15 protein-coding genes are annotated in these 17,115 nt (G+C 43.6%); 6 read left to right on the top strand and 9 right to left on the bottom strand.

The window, feature by feature from the left end:
• Positions 1–13: 13 nt before the first annotated feature.
• From ACMXYN_RS10795 to ACMXYN_RS10785, 3 genes are all read right to left on the bottom strand, one after another.
• Positions 14–1,222 carry an ABC transporter substrate-binding protein gene (locus ACMXYN_RS10795; protein ID WP_415891825.1) on the bottom strand — a complete coding sequence of 403 codons (1,209 nt, stop codon included), beginning with the start codon at positions 1,220–1,222 and terminating at the stop codon, positions 14–16.
• Between the two features lie 68 nt (positions 1,223–1,290).
• On the bottom strand, positions 1,291–2,043 hold the full coding sequence (locus ACMXYN_RS10790; RefSeq protein ID WP_415888502.1) for an ABC transporter ATP-binding protein: 753 nt from the start codon (positions 2,041–2,043) through the stop codon (positions 1,291–1,293).
• Positions 2,040–2,849 (bottom strand): ABC transporter ATP-binding protein, encoded by an 810-nt coding sequence (locus tag ACMXYN_RS10785; RefSeq protein ID WP_415891824.1) that lies wholly within the window; start codon positions 2,847–2,849, stop codon positions 2,040–2,042. Before ACMXYN_RS10785 ends, ACMXYN_RS10790 begins: the two co-directional genes overlap by 4 nt.
• Before the next feature lie 258 nt (positions 2,850–3,107).
• Here ACMXYN_RS10785 and ACMXYN_RS10780 point away from each other — a divergent pair, with 258 nt between their 5' ends.
• Positions 3,108–6,002 (top strand): cache domain-containing protein, encoded by a 2,895-nt coding sequence (locus tag ACMXYN_RS10780; RefSeq protein WP_415891823.1) that lies wholly within the window; start codon positions 3,108–3,110, stop codon positions 6,000–6,002.
• On the top strand, positions 5,999–6,709 hold the full coding sequence (locus tag ACMXYN_RS10775; RefSeq protein WP_415891822.1) for a response regulator transcription factor: 711 nt from the start codon (positions 5,999–6,001) through the stop codon (positions 6,707–6,709). The genes ACMXYN_RS10780 and ACMXYN_RS10775 overlap by 4 nt, the downstream gene beginning before the upstream one ends.
• Before the next feature lie 67 nt (positions 6,710–6,776).
• Here ACMXYN_RS10775 and ACMXYN_RS10770 read toward each other — a convergent pair whose 3' ends face one another.
• Both ACMXYN_RS10770 and ACMXYN_RS10765 read right to left on the bottom strand, forming a co-directional pair.
• Positions 6,777–8,825: a methyl-accepting chemotaxis protein gene (locus ACMXYN_RS10770; RefSeq protein ID WP_415891821.1), complete on the bottom strand. Its 2,049-nt coding sequence runs from the start codon at positions 8,823–8,825 to the stop codon at positions 6,777–6,779.
• A gap of 239 nt (positions 8,826–9,064) precedes the next feature.
• Positions 9,065–9,412 (bottom strand): hypothetical protein, encoded by a 348-nt coding sequence (locus tag ACMXYN_RS10765; RefSeq protein ID WP_415891820.1) that lies wholly within the window; start codon positions 9,410–9,412, stop codon positions 9,065–9,067.
• Between the two features lie 578 nt (positions 9,413–9,990).
• On the opposite strand from ACMXYN_RS10765, the gene ACMXYN_RS10760 reads away from it, so the two are divergent.
• Both ACMXYN_RS10760 and phaR read left to right on the top strand, forming a co-directional pair.
• Positions 9,991–10,248 (top strand): DUF6489 family protein, encoded by a 258-nt coding sequence (locus ACMXYN_RS10760; RefSeq protein ID WP_415888496.1) that lies wholly within the window; start codon positions 9,991–9,993, stop codon positions 10,246–10,248.
• 55 nt (positions 10,249–10,303) lie between these two features.
• Positions 10,304–10,783 carry a polyhydroxyalkanoate synthesis repressor PhaR gene (gene phaR / locus ACMXYN_RS10755; protein WP_415891819.1) on the top strand — a complete coding sequence of 160 codons (480 nt, stop codon included), beginning with the start codon at positions 10,304–10,306 and terminating at the stop codon, positions 10,781–10,783.
• Between the two features lie 42 nt (positions 10,784–10,825).
• Here phaR and speD read toward each other — a convergent pair whose 3' ends face one another.
• The 4 genes from speD to ACMXYN_RS10735 all read right to left on the bottom strand — a co-directional run bounded on the left by speD (position 10,826) and on the right by ACMXYN_RS10735 (position 14,777).
• Positions 10,826–11,635: an adenosylmethionine decarboxylase gene (gene speD / locus ACMXYN_RS10750; protein ID WP_415891818.1), complete on the bottom strand. Its 810-nt coding sequence runs from the start codon at positions 11,633–11,635 to the stop codon at positions 10,826–10,828.
• 145 nt (positions 11,636–11,780) lie between these two features.
• Positions 11,781–12,845, bottom strand: coding sequence for a class III poly(R)-hydroxyalkanoic acid synthase subunit PhaC (phaC, locus tag ACMXYN_RS10745; protein ID WP_415891817.1), 1,065 nt, complete (start codon positions 12,843–12,845; stop codon positions 11,781–11,783).
• A complete protein-coding gene (locus tag ACMXYN_RS10740) occupies positions 12,845–13,834 on the bottom strand; it encodes a poly(R)-hydroxyalkanoic acid synthase subunit PhaE (protein WP_415891816.1) in 990 nt (329 codons plus the stop codon). The genes phaC and ACMXYN_RS10740 overlap by 1 nt, the downstream gene beginning before the upstream one ends.
• 67 nt (positions 13,835–13,901) lie before the next feature.
• Positions 13,902–14,777, bottom strand: coding sequence for a LysR family transcriptional regulator (locus tag ACMXYN_RS10735; protein WP_415891815.1), 876 nt, complete (start codon positions 14,775–14,777; stop codon positions 13,902–13,904).
• A 197-nt stretch (positions 14,778–14,974) separates the two neighbouring features.
• Between ACMXYN_RS10735 and leuC the strand changes: the two genes are divergently transcribed.
• Positions 14,975–16,393, top strand: coding sequence for a 3-isopropylmalate dehydratase large subunit (leuC, locus tag ACMXYN_RS10730; RefSeq protein ID WP_415891814.1), 1,419 nt, complete (start codon positions 14,975–14,977; stop codon positions 16,391–16,393).
• A 17-nt stretch (positions 16,394–16,410) separates the two neighbouring features.
• Positions 16,411–17,058 (top strand): 3-isopropylmalate dehydratase small subunit, encoded by a 648-nt coding sequence (leuD, locus tag ACMXYN_RS10725; protein WP_415881587.1) that lies wholly within the window; start codon positions 16,411–16,413, stop codon positions 17,056–17,058.
• Positions 17,059–17,115 lie beyond the last annotated feature (57 nt).

The raw sequence follows: 17,115 nt of genomic DNA, 5'->3' as shown, positions 1-17,115 counted from the left end.
CCACGCGTTTTTCTTATGAAAAGTTGCACTGAGGTAGCATTGGGCTGTAAGCCTCATCTGCTGGAATAACCTTCAGTACTTTGTAGATGTCGTTTTGATCTTTACGCTCGGCTGCTTTCTTAATCTCTACATACAGCATGTCGTGTACCATACGGCCGTCTGGACGTAGAGTTGCATTACGTGCGAAGAAGTCTTCAGGTTTTGTCTCTTTCATCTTCTTAGCGATCGCTTCTGCGTTGTCGCTGCCCACCGCTTTTACTGCATTTAGGTAGTGTGTAGTTACCGAGTAAACACCAGCGTGAATCATGCTTGGAATTGCGCCGTGACGCTCTTCAAAACGTTGACTCCACTGACGTGTTTTCTCATCCATGTCCCAGTAGAAGCCAGACGTTAAGCGCATGCCGCCTGCAACATCTGCATCCATTGCTTGAGCGTTTGGTGTGAATACTAATAGGCCCGCAACATCCATCTCTTGTGTTAGACCAAATTCAGTGGCAGTTTTCAGCGCATTTACTGTGTCGTTACCGGCATTCGCTAGAGCAACTACGTCCGCACCAGAAGCTTGAGCCTGAAGAACATAAGAGGAGAAGTCCGTAGTGCCTAGAGGCGCACGGATAGTGCCAACAACTTCACCACCGTTTTCTTTGATTACCTTGGATGCAACCCCTTCTAGCGCGTGACCGAAACTGTAGTCTGCTGTGATGAAGAACCATTTCTTCTTACCCGACTGAACCATCGGTTTTACCGTGCCGTTTGCTAGGGCTACAACGTTGTAAGTCCAGTGAACGTTGTAAGGGTTGCAGCTCTTAGTTGTGAACGTGTTAGATGCAGAGCCAGAGATCAGTGTTAGCTTTTTAGCATTCAGGTTAACTTTCGATACTGCGCCAGATACCGCAGAAGAAACTAAACCACCGATTGCATCAACGTCTTCGGCTTCTACCCACTTACGTGCAATAGAAGAGGCGATATCTGGTTTTAGCTGCGAGTCAGCCGTAACGAGTTCGATCTCTTGTCCAAGTGCCTTACCACCAAAATCTTCAATCGCCATCTCTGCTGCGGTTACACAACCTTGACCACAAATGTCGGCATAAGTACCACCCATATCTGCCAAAATGCCCAGCTTAATTTTGCCGTCAGATTCTGCCAGTGCAGCACCTGAAACTGCTGTTGCCACTGCGCCTGTAATAACTGCTGAGATTAGTGATTTTTTAAATGTCTTCATTGACTCGCTCCAGTTGCCGTACCTTCTACTCAAAGGTCGTATCTATGTTGTTTTTATTCTTTAACTGCTTAAACACCGAGGTAGGTATTCAATAAATCTGTTTTAGCTTCGAGTTCATGAGCATGAACTTCTTCCACGATATGGCCGTGCTCCATCACGTAGTGACGGTCAGCAATTGGGGCTGCAAAGCGGAAGTTTTGCTCGACTAGCAGAATGGTTAATCCTCTCTCTTTGAGGAGACTAAGAACCTCGCCCAGTTTCTGCACAATGACGGGGGCGAGGCCCTCAGTAATTTCATCCAGCAATAGGATGTTTGCGCCGGTACGCAAAATTCTTCCTAGGGCAAGCATCTGTTGCTCACCACCAGATAAACGTGTGCCTTGACTGGTTCTGCGTTCGTAAAGGTTTGGGAATATTTCGTAGATCTCTTCAACACTCATGCCGTCAGAGCGTACTTGAGGTGGTAGCATGAGATTTTCTTCTACATTAAGGCTGGAGAAAATGCCGCGCTCTTCGGGGCAAAAACCTAGACCCAAACGGGCAATCTTATGCGCAGGCAGGGACATAGTTTCTTCGCCATTGACCACAATGTTGCCGGTACGCTTACCGACCATATTCATGATGGCTTTTAGGGTGGTTGAACGACCGGAACCGTTACGGCCCAATAGGGTAACCAATTCACCTTGGTTAACCGTTAGGTCGATGCCATGGAGAATGTGCGACTCGCCATAAAAGGCGTGTAGATTATTAATTCGAAGCTTTTCGCGCTGATTACCGTGAACAGCTTCGTGTTTGGTCTGTAAGTTAACGGCCTGATTCATACCACAGCCTCCGCTTCTTGTTTTGCTTGTTCAGCTTCAACTTCTTCGGCTGCAGTACCCATGTAAGCTTCACGCACGCGTGGATCTGCAGAAACAGTGTCGTAGTCACCTTCGGTTAAAATGGCGCCTCGTTGCAGTACGGTGATGCGATCAGCAAGTTTAGAAACTACATGTAAGTTATGTTCAACCATCAGAATGGTGCGGTTGGCAGAGACCTTTTTGATTAGATCGGTCACTACATCCACATCTTCGTGCCCCATGCCTTGTGTCGGTTCATCAAGCAGCATGAGTTCAGGCTCTAAGGCCAACGTGGTTGCGATTTCCAGAGCACGCTTGCGGCCATAAGGCAGGTCTACGGTAACGCTGTTGGCAAAACTATCTAAACCTACAGATTCGAGAAGTTCTAAAGCGCGAGAATTCAAATGGTTGAGAATTTTTTCAGAACGCCAAAAGTGAAAGCTGTTACCTTCTTTACGCTGCAGGGCAATACGAACGTTTTCTAGAACCGTTAAGTGAGGAAAAACAGCAGAGATTTGAAAAGAACGGACAACCCCTTTGCGAGCTATCGCTGCAGATTGCATCGAGGTGATATCTTCATTGTTAAACAAGATCTGACCAGTCGTTGGTTGCAAAAATTTGGTCAGTAAATTGAATACGGTGGTTTTACCTGCGCCGTTAGGGCCGATAAGGGCGTGGATGTGTCCTCGTTGAATCTTTAGATTGACATCATCAACCGCAGTAAAGCCTTTAAACGCTTTAGTTAGATCCCGAGTTTCCAGAATGAAGTCTTGCTTAGGCTGAGTCATCGTGGCGCTACTCTTTTCCTTGAATTACCTTGTCTGCTACAGCTTCAGATAGGTAATTCTCGATTTTTGTTTTTATGTGGCAGCCAGATTAATGGAGAAAGTTTGCTTAACTATTTTTGTAATCTAACGAAATGTAACAAGTCGCCGTAGCAATCTCGGTTTGTGTTACATTCGATATAAAGAAATACTGGTTTATTAAGTAGTTATCTCTCATGGAAGGGGAGTTGTGTTTGTAACATCAACGAGATAGTAGATTCGATGTATCGCCGTTCACCTATTACTATTCGCTTGTTCTTAATGCTATTGGCGCTAATCGGCAGCATTTTTGCTGCCATTTATTTCTTTACCGTCCCATTGATTAAGCAGAATGTTTTCAATCTTGAGTTGAATTCCAATCGTCAGGTTTTAAACATCGTTTATGACCTTGCTAATCGGATGTATGCCGGGACAGAGCGTTACGTAGATAACACCCTTAAATCTCATGAGCAGCGTTTGGGGTCTGTGCTGGATATAGCTGAAAACCACATCAATCTTGCGCTGCGTGATGGTAGGCAAAGTGGCTTAAGTGACGCGGAAATATGGGAAAAGGTATTTACAGATCTTCGCAAGTTTCAATTTGGTAATGGCGATTATATTTGGATCTCAGATTATGACGCTAACCTGATCTCCCACCCTGATGATGCCTACCATCAGCAAAATATGTCTAATGTAAAAGATACTGATGGCAATCTGATTATTCCTGGCATTCTTTCTCTCGCTTTAACCGATGGTACTGGTTTTTATAAATACAAATGGAATCGCCTTAACGAAACCGAAGCGATCGATAAATATTCCTATGTAAAGCATTACCCAGATTGGGGCTTTGTGATGGGGGCTGGGGTTTATATCGACGATATTCAGCGCGAGGTTGCCGCGCAAAAAGAGCGGGCGATTGCAGAGATAAACCGAGCGCTTAAAGATATTAAAATTGCGCAGAATGGCTATCTCTACGTGTTCGATTCGCAAGGGAATATGCTATTTCATCCCAATCGCAATATTCATGGGATCAACTTTAAAACGCAGTTAAATCCAGTTACAGGACAACCTATCTATCAAGATCTGATGGCTGTGTCAGATACTGGTAAGGAGCTGTTTTACAAATGGGATAGACCAGATGATCCAGGGCATTATGAATACGAAAAGCTATCGTTAGTCAGACACTTATCCGGGTTTGATTGGTATATCAGCTCGTCGGTGTATCTGGACGACTTAAAAGCAAGTTCAGTACAAATCAGTCAGCGAATTATGGCCATGGGCTTTTTTGGTCTGTTGGCATCCATTGTCGCTGTGTTTATCTTTGCTGAGTGGCTAACTTCTCCCATTAAATCCTTATCGCAGACCGCTTATAAGATCAGCCGTGGTGATCTATCTGCGAAAACAGGTATCTCTCGAAATGATGAGCTAGGTATCTTGGCTGAATCATTCGACTATATGGTCGATCGCTTACGGGGAAATATTAACAACCTCAATAGCCGCGTGAATGAACGCACCAAAGAGTTATCAGAATCAAATAGTCGTTTATTGGAAGCGGTTAGCTCCCTACAAACCACCCAGGACGAACTTCGTGCAGTAGAGATCCGGCAGCGTTTGATTCTAGATGCGTTGCCAGCTCAGGTGGCTTACCTCGATAACCAACTACGTTATGTGTTTGCAAACCGTCAGTACCGAGAGATGTTTGATCAGACCAAAGAGGGAATTGTTGGTAAGTCATTTGAAGAGGTGGTCGGCGAAGAGATGAATCAGGCTCTTCAGCCCTATATTGAGAAAGCGATGCAGGGTGAGACGCCGGTGTACGAATATCGGTTGAATGATCACGGCAAAGATATTTTAACTCGCCGTACCGTGCTGCCATTTTATAACGTACGCAAAGAAGTCGAAGGGATGTTAACTCTCTCTATCGATATTACCCATGAGCGTGAAGTAGAACAGCGTATGGCCGAGGCGAGCAAGATGAAAGCGGTAGGGCAGATGTCGGGTGGTTTAGCGCACGATTTTAATAACCTGCTTACGATCATTCTGGGTAATCTTCTCGAGCTGCAAGGAAAACACGATCTACCTAAGCATCTGCAACAGCATCTCACCCCAGCGGTAAGAGCGACTCGAAGAGGGGCGGATATGACGAAACGTTTGTTAGCGTTCTCGCGACGTCAGCCGCTTAAGCCTAGCTATGTGCAACCTGAACAGCTTATCAACGATTTAGTCGGTCTATTGGCTGCACCTCTGCCCGAAAATATTCAGCTAAGAACTCAAATTAAACCAAACCTGCCTGCTGTCTATGTTGATAGTGCTCAAATGGAAGATGCCTTGGTAAATTTAGCGCTTAATTCGGCTGATGCAATGCCTAAGGGAGGAGAGCTGTGCTTAATGGTATCAGCGGTTAGTTCGGATAGCAGAGAAGTTCAGCAAGCTTCGTGGGATGAAGAGGTAGTTCCAGGTGATTACGTATTACTCAGCGTTATTGATACCGGTGAAGGCTTTAGTGACGAAGCCCTAGATAAAGCTTGTGAACCATTTTTTACTACCAAAGGCACGGGGGCGGGATCAGGCTTAGGTTTGAGTATGGTTTACGGGTTTGTAAAACAATCTAAGGGATATTTCAGAATTCAAAATCGCGCTCATTACCATCATGGTCAAGTAGGCGCGAGAATTGATCTGTTGTTAGGTGCGATGGAGCAACAGAGCCCGCAGGCAACCCAAACCACAAAAATAGTTGAGGGAATCGATCGGTCGGAGATCACTGAAAGTTCTCTTATCTTATTAGTTGAGGACGATGCCGATGTGCGTCAGTTGGTTCGTGGGCAATTAAGGTCAATGGGCTTTTCCGTGGTTGAAGCGGCTAGTGGTGATGAGGCCTTAGCTATGTTGACTGGTTTATCTGATCTGGCCGGCGTTGTAAGTGATGTGGTGATGCCGGGAGCAGCGTCAGGTTATGATGTCGCGACCGCAGTGAATATGATTTTCCCTAAGGCTTTTGTTGTGATCATGACCGGTTACAGTGAGCAGCCATCCAAACTTGAGTTTGAATATAGCTTGATTCAAAAACCGTTCGATGCAGAAACCTTAGCAAGAAAAATAGTGCCTTGCCTAACAGAGCATAATCAGGAGAGCAGATGATGACAGATGTCAGCACCCCAGTGATCTATGTAATTGAAGATGAAGAAGATTTAGGCAAACTTATTTGTACAACCCTACAGAGTTTTCGCTACCAAGCTAAACCATTTACAACAGGAGAAGCAGCTCTTGTTGAAATTGGTTGGGCGAAACCAGATATCTGCATAGTAGACCTTAACCTTCCTGATATGGATGGGATGGAGTTAGTTAAGCAGCTCGATGAAGATGAAGTGGGGGTTATCATCGTGTCTGGTCGAGATGGACTGACGGATAGAATCCTAGGTTTAGAATTTGGCGCTGATGACTATATTACTAAGCCGTTTGAACCAAGAGAGCTTGTTGCTCGGGTTCAGAGTCTATTACGCCGTATCCGTAAAAAGAAAAATTTAGTCATAGATAGTCCCACGAAAGCACGTTTTGGGCAGTGGGTATACCAGCCTGACTCTCTGAGCCTAAAGCATGCGCATAAGCCTGCGGAATCTTTGAGTCGAGCCGAAGGTGATATGTTGCTCGCGTTGCTAAAGCATCCGTTCCAAATCCTATCGCGCGATCAGCTCCTAGGTGAAAATTGCGTGCCTTATGATCGAAGCATAGATGTAAGAATGTCGAGATTGCGTAAGAAAATAGAAGAAGACCCTCAGCAACCAGCATTTATCAAAACGGTTTATGGGGCGGGGTATATGTTCACGTCTGAGGTGAGGTGGGAATAGTTTTCAGAGTTCATGCTGAAACGAAAAGGGAGCTGAATTCAGCTCCCTTTTTTATTTAAAGGCTTATTTATACTTTAAACAGTCCGATTACGCGTTTCAGCTCCTGACCGGCATTCCCCAGCTCATTGATTGCTGAGTTCATCTGCCGACTAGAATTAGCGGTTTCTTGAGCAATGCTGCTAATGCTTTCAACGTTGCGGCTGATATCTTCGCTAACCGAAGTTTGCTCTTCTGCAGCAGAGGCAATTTGAGCACTGGCATCAGATATATTTGCAACTGAATCAGTAATGGAGGTTAGTGCTTGTCCAGCCTGACTCGTCATGTTTACGCTGTTTTGAACCTTGGTATTGCTCTGCTCCATACGATCAACCGCGTTACGTGTATTTCCTTGCAAGCGCTCGATCATCTCTCTGATCTCTGTTGTAGAAGATGCCGTTTGTTGCGCAAGGTTTCGAACCTCATCGGCTACAACTGAGAAGCCTCGACCGGCTTCGCCTGCACGTGCAGCTTCAATCGCGGCGTTAAGTGCAAGTAGATTAGTTTGTTCCGCAATGTTTTGGATTACATCCATCACAGTACCAATAGCGTTACTGTTCTCTTCCACTTGTTCAATCATGCTGGTCAGTTCATTTACTTCACAAGAGATGCCTTGGATTGAACCCACTACCTCTTGTACAAGCTCATCACCATGACTCGCTTCATTATTTGCGCGTTGAGTTTGTTCTGCCGTCGTTGCTGCGTTTCGCGCTACTTCTTCCGACGTTGATGTCATTTCAGAAATGGCTGCTGCGACCATTTCGGTTTCTTGTTGTTGACGGTTGATATCAACATTTAGACGATCAATACCTGAAGATACTGTACCTAGGTGATTTTGAATGGCGTGCATCGTCGTGTTCAATTCGCCAGTTACTTTCCTAAGTCCTGCGACAGTCTTCTTAGCGCTTCGGCTTAGCTTATGTATCTCGTTATGGGTGTTTTCGTCGTCGCCCATATCAGTATCGATACGTGTCGTCAGATCGCCCTGCCCAATCGCTTGCATATAATTACAGATTGTATCGATCGGCTGCAGTTTTACTTTTAATGTAAAGAATAAAAGCCCGGCAATCAGAAGTGCGCAAAATACGGATAGAAGGATCATCTCAACACGAAGCTTCTCACTTTCAGTCAGAAACTCTTCAGTTGCAGCGCCTGCAACGATAGCCCAGTTGAAGCTGGAAACTTGAGAATAAGCAATCAACTTATCTTTAATGTCACCATCCTCATGGGTAAAGGGAATATGAGTGAATCCGTGTTCGTTGCTACTAATTGTATCAAGTAAGTTGTTGCCGCTTTCTGATACCTCAGTAAGATTTTTGCCTTTCGCGAATGGATGTAAAAGCAACTCACCAAACTTAGAGCCTTGTTTCAAATTGACGATATATGCAAAACCGGTTTCGCCAATTTTAAGATCAGAGATAGTTTTGTGCAGCGCTGCCAGACGGTCAGTGTAATCAAAGCCTACATATAAAATGCCGATGACTTTACCTTGTGAATCTTTGAACGGGATATACTTGGTCATGTAGTCGCGACCAAATAGGTGTGCAGGGCCACTGTATTCTTCACCGTTAATCAGCTTTGTATAACCTGGGTGCTTCTTGCCAAGCATTGTGCCGAAAGCTCGACTGCCGTCTGCTTTACGTAGAGATGTGCTCACACGTAAAAAATCATCATCAACACGCATAAATATGGTTGCGGTACCGCCTGTCATACTTGTGAATTGATCGGGTTTAGAGAAGTTTTGTGTGACAGCGTCGTAATCATGAAGAAGTGTAGGAACTGTAAATTCACCAACTTTAACTTGGTTTAGTTCGTCAATCAGCATATCGCCGGGAAACATCTGGATAAAAACATCGGCGATTTGATTGGTTTGCTGCTTTAAAGTCTCATTAAAAAAGTCGATGTTTTTTGCTAATTGATCAACTTGCTGCTCCAGAGAGTGTTCAACATTTTTAATGAAGCCTTTATCAACTTCGTGATTTACAAATAAAGTAAGTGCCGTAAATACTGCAAGTACAATAAGCAAAACGATACTTGCTAATTGGTTAACAATCGATGCGTGTCGAAGGAATGATGGCATGCGAACTACCTCAATGGCTGGGCCAAAGTAAATGCTTTTAAGTTATCAAAGGCAAAAAGCCTAAAATCCTACATAACTATATGTTTATATAGGCTTTAAGCAACTCAAAAGCCTGCAAAAAGTGCTTAGGTAGTATAGAAAGGTAATTATCAGCCTTTAAAAATCCTACAATGGTATAACTGTTTAGATTTAATCAACTAGTCTTTATAAGATAATGATTCTTAATTCTTTTTAAATGTTTAGTTGAGAATGTCTTGTTTCATTTCGTTGAACTTTTCTGGAGTTAGATCTAGGTCAATAACAGGCACTTTGTCAGTTACACGACGGCCCTCGGGATTTAAGCGTCGAGAATAAACCAATTCCATTTCAGCTGTTGTTGCAGCGGCTTGTTTTTTACGGCGATCAACCATCGTTTTACGTCTTTCGGTACCGACATAATTAGAGGTGTTATGTTCGATGATCCATTCGCCAGCATGAAGTAAGGTAGGAAGGTTTGGGCTAACTTTGCCTTGATCAGGGCAAGCCCAGTAGTATACAAATTTAAAGTTATCGAGATCTTTGATGAGCTTTAGAGGGCTACGAGACATCTTAGTACCTTCCTTGTAATTTTCGGGTTGAAAAAGCCTGATTACATCCTTGGTAGGGCTTTGCAGGGCGTATCTTAACTGCCTTGATTATCTGCGCAATAATACTTTGATAACAGAAGCTAGCCAATTAGGAAAAATTCCTAATTTGTAAATAGATTTAATCATCGACCGCTTATTATTCTTTAGGCTTAATTTATTACTGATTTCTCTGTTGAAAGATAAACAGCTGTTTGAAAGTTATTTCGAAGCCCTAATATGTCTTCAATTTTCAAAACATCTTAGCCTTAACTGGCAATATTCTTTAGCTCTTTTAGAAAACCTTTCAAGACCGCTATCTATGGGGACTGCTAAACTTTTACAAACATAGTTGAAGGTGTTTTTTAGTTGTTTATGCATCACTGAAATACAGAAATATGATATGTATTTGGTTTGTTCAGAGTTGATCGGTTTATAACTTCTGACATCTAAAAACTAATTTCGTGGAAAAGCGCAGCAAAAGTATTGATTTGAAAATTTTGCACCGCCGAAGTTTTACTATAGGATTAGGGTATTATTCTGCTTGCTTAAGGAGTCGGGGTGTGAAGTTCAAAATCGATATTGATATGTCGCCGGAAGAACTGCGTAAAGTTCTGGGTTTGCCAGATGTGCAGAAATTTCAGCAAGATATGATGGATAAGATCACTGAACAGATGGATGCTGGTGCGGAAGGGTATGATCCATTGACGTTGTTCAAACCTTACCTACACAGTGGCCTCGGTTCTATGGAAGCACTGCAAAAAATAATGATGGGTCTCATGACCTCGGGCTATGGTAGCTCTGATAATAAAAAAGACTGATCAAGGTGAAGTGATCAGTTAAAACCAAGGGAATGATACGAGAGAGAAAAGTACATTGCGTATTCTAAGAAAATATACAAATCGCCGTTTGTACGATACCTCGCGCAGCTGTTACGTCACGTTAGATGACGTAAAGCAACTGGTACTCAATGGTGAAGCCTTTAAAGTTGAAGATTCAAAAACTGGGAATGATCTGACTAGAAATATTTTATTGCAGATTATTAGTGAGCAAGAAGCGCAAGGGCATGGGACTCTATTGACCAACCAAGTACTGCAGCAATTGATCCGTTTCTATGGTGATAGTATGCAGGGTATGATGAGTCAGTATTTAGAGCAAAGCATCGCTTCTTTCCTTGAGCATCAAGATCGAATTCGTGATCAAATGCAGACTATGATGGGCGCAGCGAACCCACTAACTATGATGAACCGCATTGCGGATCAGAATATGCAGATGTGGGGTATGTTCAAGCCAGGTGAAGGGCCTGAACAACAACCGCAGCAGTCATCTACATCTGAGACTCAAAAAGATAAGTAATAAAAAAGGCCGCTAAGCGGCCTTTTTTATTTTGGATAAATGTTACTTCATATCTGGCATATTACGGCCATAAAAAATTTCATTCATCTCTTTAGATAACCGCTCGGTGATCTGTTGAACTTCCGTTTCTGGAAGCTCCTCTTTTGTAGTACCAAAGAGATAAGTATTTAAATCTACATCTTTCAGCATCATCTTAGTGTGAAAGATATTTTCCTGATAAACATTCACATCAAGCATCTGATAATGATCATGAATATCGGACGTGAAGAAATTTTGAATAGAGTTAATATCATGGTCGATATAGTGCTTGATGCCATGAATGTCTCGAGTAAATCCACGGACACGATAATCTACAGTCACGATATCTGATTCCAGGCGGTGAATCAGATAGTTCAGTGCTTTTAGAGGCGAGATGATACCGCACGTCGACACTTCGATATCTGCACGGAAAGTGCATATGCCATCATCTGGGTGTGCTTCAGGGTAAGTGTGCACGCAGATATGACTCTTATCTAGGTGCGCTACAACAGAATCTGGCATAGGGCCCGGCTTTTCTGTGGTATCTACAGCTTCTGAATCTTTAATCGGCTCTTCGGCGACGAGAATAGTAACGCTGGCCCCTTGGGGGTCATAATCTTGTCGTGCAACATTTAAAATATTTGCACCAATGATGTCACAACATTCGCTTAGTATTTCTGTTAAACGTTCGGCACTATATTGTTCATCGATATACTCGATGTATTCCGCTTTTTGCTCGGGTGTTTGCGCATAGCAGACGTCATAGATACAGAAGCTCAAACTTTTGGTCAGATTGTTAAAGCCCTGTAGCTTAATTTTGTCATTAGTCGCCAAGGTGGTTAGCTCCAAGTGAGGACTACTATATTTTGACGCGGATTTTAGTCGACAATTTCTCTCTGAGAAAGAAAAAAGTGTCGCTTAATGAGGTGAAAATAACTAATACAGGCAAAAAAGATACGGGAAGGGCGAGAACGGGGGATTAGTCCCGTTCTGATAGCCAATCTACGATGGCAGGCGCAACTTGAGTTTGTGATTTCCCTGAAACGAAAACACCAATGTGCCCACCTTTTACTTCCAGCTCTGTGTAATCTTTGGATTTTACGTGCTCAGCTAATGCTGTAGAGGCTTTAGGTGGTACTAGATGATCGAAGCTACCAAATACATTCAGAACTGGTTGCTTGATATTGCCTAGATTGACCTGCTTATCGCCGATCATAGCTTCACCTTTTATCAACTTGTTTTGCTGAAAAAACTGAGTGATAAATTGGCGGAAGGCCTCGCCTGCTTGATCAGGGCTATCGTAAATCCACTTTTCCATTCGTAAAAAGCTTAGGGCGCTTTCACGATTTTCTAACTGGTTAGGCATACCCAAGTTTTTCTGTACGCCTAAACGCATCGGCATTAACGAATTATAGGAATCATTCAGCATGCTGCCTGGAATATTGCCATAGGTTTCAACGGCTAGATCAGCATCAACATATTTTGCTAAATGGTAGAGAAGGTTATCTTCGGTCTGAAAATCGACCGGTGTCACCATAGTGATCAAGTTTTTGATCTTCTCTGGATTTAAAGCTGTGTAACACAGGCTAAATGTGCCGCCTTGGCAGATGCCCAGTAGGTTGGTTTGATCGGAACCTGCGTGTTCGCATGTCGCTGTTACACAGTTATTGAGGTATTCATTGATGTAATCGTCCAGATCCAAATAGCGATCAGCGGCATCAGGGTAGCCCCAATCGATTAGGTACACATCTAAACCCAGTTCTAAAAGACGCTGCAGCATTGAGCGCTTAGCTTCTAGGTCAATCATGTAAGGGCGATTGACCAATGCATAACAGATCAATAGAGGGGTAGAGCAACGCTTCTCTCCCTGGCTTTGGTAGTAGCGTAAACGAAGTTTATCTTCTGTATAAATTACGTCATAAGGCGTGGAGTCGACATCAACTTCTTTTAGCTGCGAAAGCGTATTGTAGCTTTTGAGAAGCTTGCGATTAAATTCAAAAAGTTCCTGAGAGACAACACTAGGGTCTAGATTAAAGCCATTCATTATTTAGTCCCCTTAGCTTGTTTTTTCAAAGAGGTGACTTCTTTCTTAAGAGCTGAGACCTCTTTCTTCAGTTCGGAGATTAGGTCAGCAGAAGCTTGTTCTTTTAATGCCGTTATCTCTTGCTGCATTGCGAGCATTTCTCGGCGATTAACACGCATTTCTTTGCGTAACTGATGCTGCCTCTGTAGGGCTGTGTCTAGGCCTTTTCTAGTCGCTAAACCTACCGATTGAAAATGCACATCTCGAACATCTTGAGCAAACTTCCGCATCTGCATTAATGCATTACTAATGCGGCCATGAGAGCGTTGGTAATCGTCGGTGAAAACTGTATCTGAGTACGCTGATTCATAGGCATCTACCCAGATATCATGAAGTTGTTGCAGTGTTGATACCTCATCACCCGCATCCGTCAGCTTATTAAGCATCTGTGTTGATGCGTTCTGATTGATAGAACTGTAATGCTCAACGTACTCTTGCAGTGCTTCTTGATATTCAATGGTTAGCTTTGTCGCTTCTCGTATTTGTTGCTGAGTTTCGCGGTTTGTACCAATGATAGGAGTTTCTAAAAGGCTCTTCATACCACTGGAAAATGGGTTTTCGAAGAGAAGGTCGTCGCGAAAGCTGTGGGTCTTAAATAAAGACGCGAACTGTTCTGGTAATTGCCATTGTTGCATCAGTGCATCAGTAGTCTGCTTTTGCATGTACTTCTGAAACTCATGTACTGCTTGATTGAGGTGTTGTTCTCCACCGTTGCGGTACTGGTTTAATAGCTCTTCGCCGTATTGAGTAAAATTCTTAGATTGAGCGCCGAGGATGTCGAGCATTTGAGCAAATTGCTCAGGCGCTTCTTGTTTGACCGTTTCTTGGCTTTTGCTAAAAAGCTCCGCCCATTCCTGTGGTTGAGGCATTTCTGCACCGGAAGTGATTTTTTTCCAATACTCTTTCTGGGCATCTAACAAGGCTTCGATTGATAAGCCGTTATTTTCCATCAGCCAACTCTCCGATTTTTACTCGATGAAAACTATCTTATTACAACTGGCTTTTGCTTACATCCGCTTATCGCTCATTCCTAAGCATTTCTACTAAATAGTTTGCGGCGTTCGATAAGGTGCGATTGCGGTGGTAGATAATCCCAAGATTTCGATGAACGGGTTCTGAATCAGTAACGTCGAGAACACATAAATCATCATTTACTAAACTATCGGGCAAGAGGCTCCAGCCGAGGCCAATGCTGACCATCATTCGAATTGTATCTAGGTAGTTTGTCGACATGCTTACATTCAGTTCGAGTGCGTGCTGCTGGAATAGTTTTTCTACTAGGCTTCGAGTAAATGTATTGCTGCCGGGCAAAATTGCGTTGACCTGAGTGAGCTGCTCAAGACTGATCGTATTGCATCCTGCTAAAGGGTGATCTTTCGCTACGACATATCTAAGTACATCATCCCAGATGATCTCCGAATGAATGGATGAATCGGGCTCAGGGGATAAGGTGATCAAAGCGAGTTCTAGATCACCTCTAAGGACGCCCTCATAGGCGATCTCTGATTCGGCAAATTCAAGATCGAGCTCTACCTTTGGACAGGCTTCTGTGTATTGCTTCAATAGAGGGGGGAGTCTGTGCAAGCTAATGTGGTGGCTTGCTGCTAGTTTGAAATTACCAGTGATTTCGCCCGCGTTTAGATTGCTAATCAGCCTTTTCGCATCATCCAGCTGCAGCAAAATATCTTTAGCTCGAGGTAATAGGGCGGTACCTGCTTCCGTCATTGTTACGGTGCGGCCAATCCGATCAAACAGTTTGCTGTTCAACTGGTCTTCTAATAATGCTATACGCTTGCTGATGGCTGATTGGGTTAGAAAGAGTTGGTCGGCAGCCTTTGAAAACGAACCCGTGGCAGCTACAGCCAAGAATGCTTGTAGTGTATTGGTATCCATAAATTTCTTTCCTATAACTATCTCTTTAATACATCAACCGACCGAATTTTTATTGTATTCCTATTTGGAATTTAAAGCATAAAAAATATGAATTTGTGTTGTAGTTGAGTGTGCACTAGGATTGCTGCATAAATTAGTTGGCTCAGCAGTTTTGGAAGTGTTGAGCGAATGAAAAGAATAAAGTGAGGTGAGCTTCCATGGCTGGTAAAACGTTATATGATAAGTTGTTCGAATCGCATTTGGTTCGTACAAATGATGACGGCAGTTCTTTGATTTATATCGACCGTCAGGTTCTGCATGAAGTAACTTCTCCGCAGGCTTTTGAAGGACTTCGTATGGCTGGTCGTCAGCCATGGCGTATCGATGCGAACATCGCAACCCCTGATCACAATGTGCCAACAACTGAGCGTTCTGGTGGCGTTGACCAGATTGTTGACCCTGTTTCTAAAATTCAGGTGAAAACGTTAGATACCAACTGCGATGAGTTTGGCATTTTAGAATTTAAAATGAACGATCAGCGTCAAGGTATCGTTCACGTAATGGCGCCAGAACAGGGTGCAATTCTTCCTGGTGTGACAGCTGTTTGTGGTGATTCTCATACAGCAACGCTGGGTGCCCTAGGTGCGCTTGCACACGGTGTGGGTACATCTGAAGTTGAGCATGTTTTGGCAACTCAGTGTCTGATTACTAAGAAAATGAAAAACATGCTGGTTCGCGTTGATGGCGAACTAGGCCTTGGTGTAACGCCGAAAGATGTTGTGTTGCATGTGATTGGTGTGATCGGTACTGCAGGCGGTACGGGTTATGCGATCGAGTTTGGTGGCGATGTTTTCCGTAATATGTCTATGGAAGGTCGTATGACCGTTTGTAACATGGCGATTGAAGCGGGCGCTCGTGTTGGTTTGGTTTCTGTTGACCAGATCACGCTAGATTACGTTGAAGGCCGCCCATTTGCACCTAAAGGTGAACAGTGGGATATGGCAGTAGCAGCATGGAAAGATCTAGTGTCTGACGATGATGCTGAGTTCGATGAAGTGGTTGTAATCAACGGTGCTGATATTGAGCCTCAGGTGACTTGGGGTACATCTCCAGAGATGGTTGTTGGTGTATCTGCACAGGTACCTAACCCAGCTAATGAAACGGATCAGGTTAAGATTGATGGTATCAATCGTGCACTTGAATACATGGGTTTGAATGCTGATCAGAATATTACTGATATCCAGCTTGATCGTGTATTCATCGGTTCTTGCACAAACTCCCGTATTGAAGATTTGCGTGACGCTGCGAAAGTGGTTGAAGGTCGTAAAGTGGCTGACAATATCATTCAGGCATTGGTTGTGCCGGGATCTGGTTTGGTAAAAGAGCAAGCTGAGAAAGAAGGCTTGGATAAGATCTTTACTGCTGCAGGTTTAGAATGGCGTGAGCCTGGTTGCTCTATGTGTTTAGCGATGAACCCAGATAAATTGGGTAATGGTGAACACTGTGCATCTACTTCTAACCGTAACTTCGAAGGCCGTCAGGGCTTCGGTGGTCGTACTCATCTGGTAAGTCCTGCTATGGCTGCAGCTGCAGCAGTAACAGGTCACTTTATCGATGTACGTGAGTTGATTAAGTAAGGTATCAGGAGAGCGACATGAACAAATTTACTTTGCACACAGGTATCGCAGCTCCATTGGATCGTGCCAATGTTGATACCGACATGATTATTCCAAAGCAGTTTTTGAAATCGATCAAGCGTTCAGGTTTTGGTAAAAACTTGTTTGATGAACTGCGCTATCTAGATGAAGGTCAGCCAGACCAAGAGTGTACGGGCCGTCCATTAAATGAAGAGTTCGTTTTGAACTTGCCGCGTTACAAAGGCACAAGTGTTCTATTGGCACGTGAAAACTTCGGTTGTGGTTCTAGTCGTGAACACGCGCCTTGGGCTTTAGATGATTTTGGTATTCGCTCTGTTATCGCGCCAAGCTTTGCTGAGATTTTCTACAACAACTGCTTTAAAAATGGCTTATTGCCAATCATCTTAAGTGAAGAGCAGGTTGATCAGTTATTTAAAGAGGTCGCAGCATCTGAAGGTTACGAGCTAACGGTTGATCTTGAGAATCAGGTTGTTAAAACGCCTTCTGGTGAAGAGATGGCGTTTGAGATTGATGATTTCCGTAAGCACTGCTTGCTAAATGGTTTAGACGATATCGGTCTTACATTGCAGCATGCGGATGATATTAAGGCTTATGAAGAGAAGCGTCGTCAGTCTGCGCCTTGGTTGTTTGACGCAATCAAGTAATCGAATTTAAGAATTAGATAAAAGCCTCTGTGCGAGGCAATCGGGAAGGTTATAAGA

The organism is Neptuniibacter sp. PT8_73, from assembly GCF_047778045.1.
In the GTDB taxonomy this organism is placed as follows: Bacteria; Pseudomonadota; Gammaproteobacteria; order Pseudomonadales; family Balneatricaceae; genus Neptuniibacter.
This window is presented reverse-complemented; position numbering and strand designations above follow the sequence as displayed.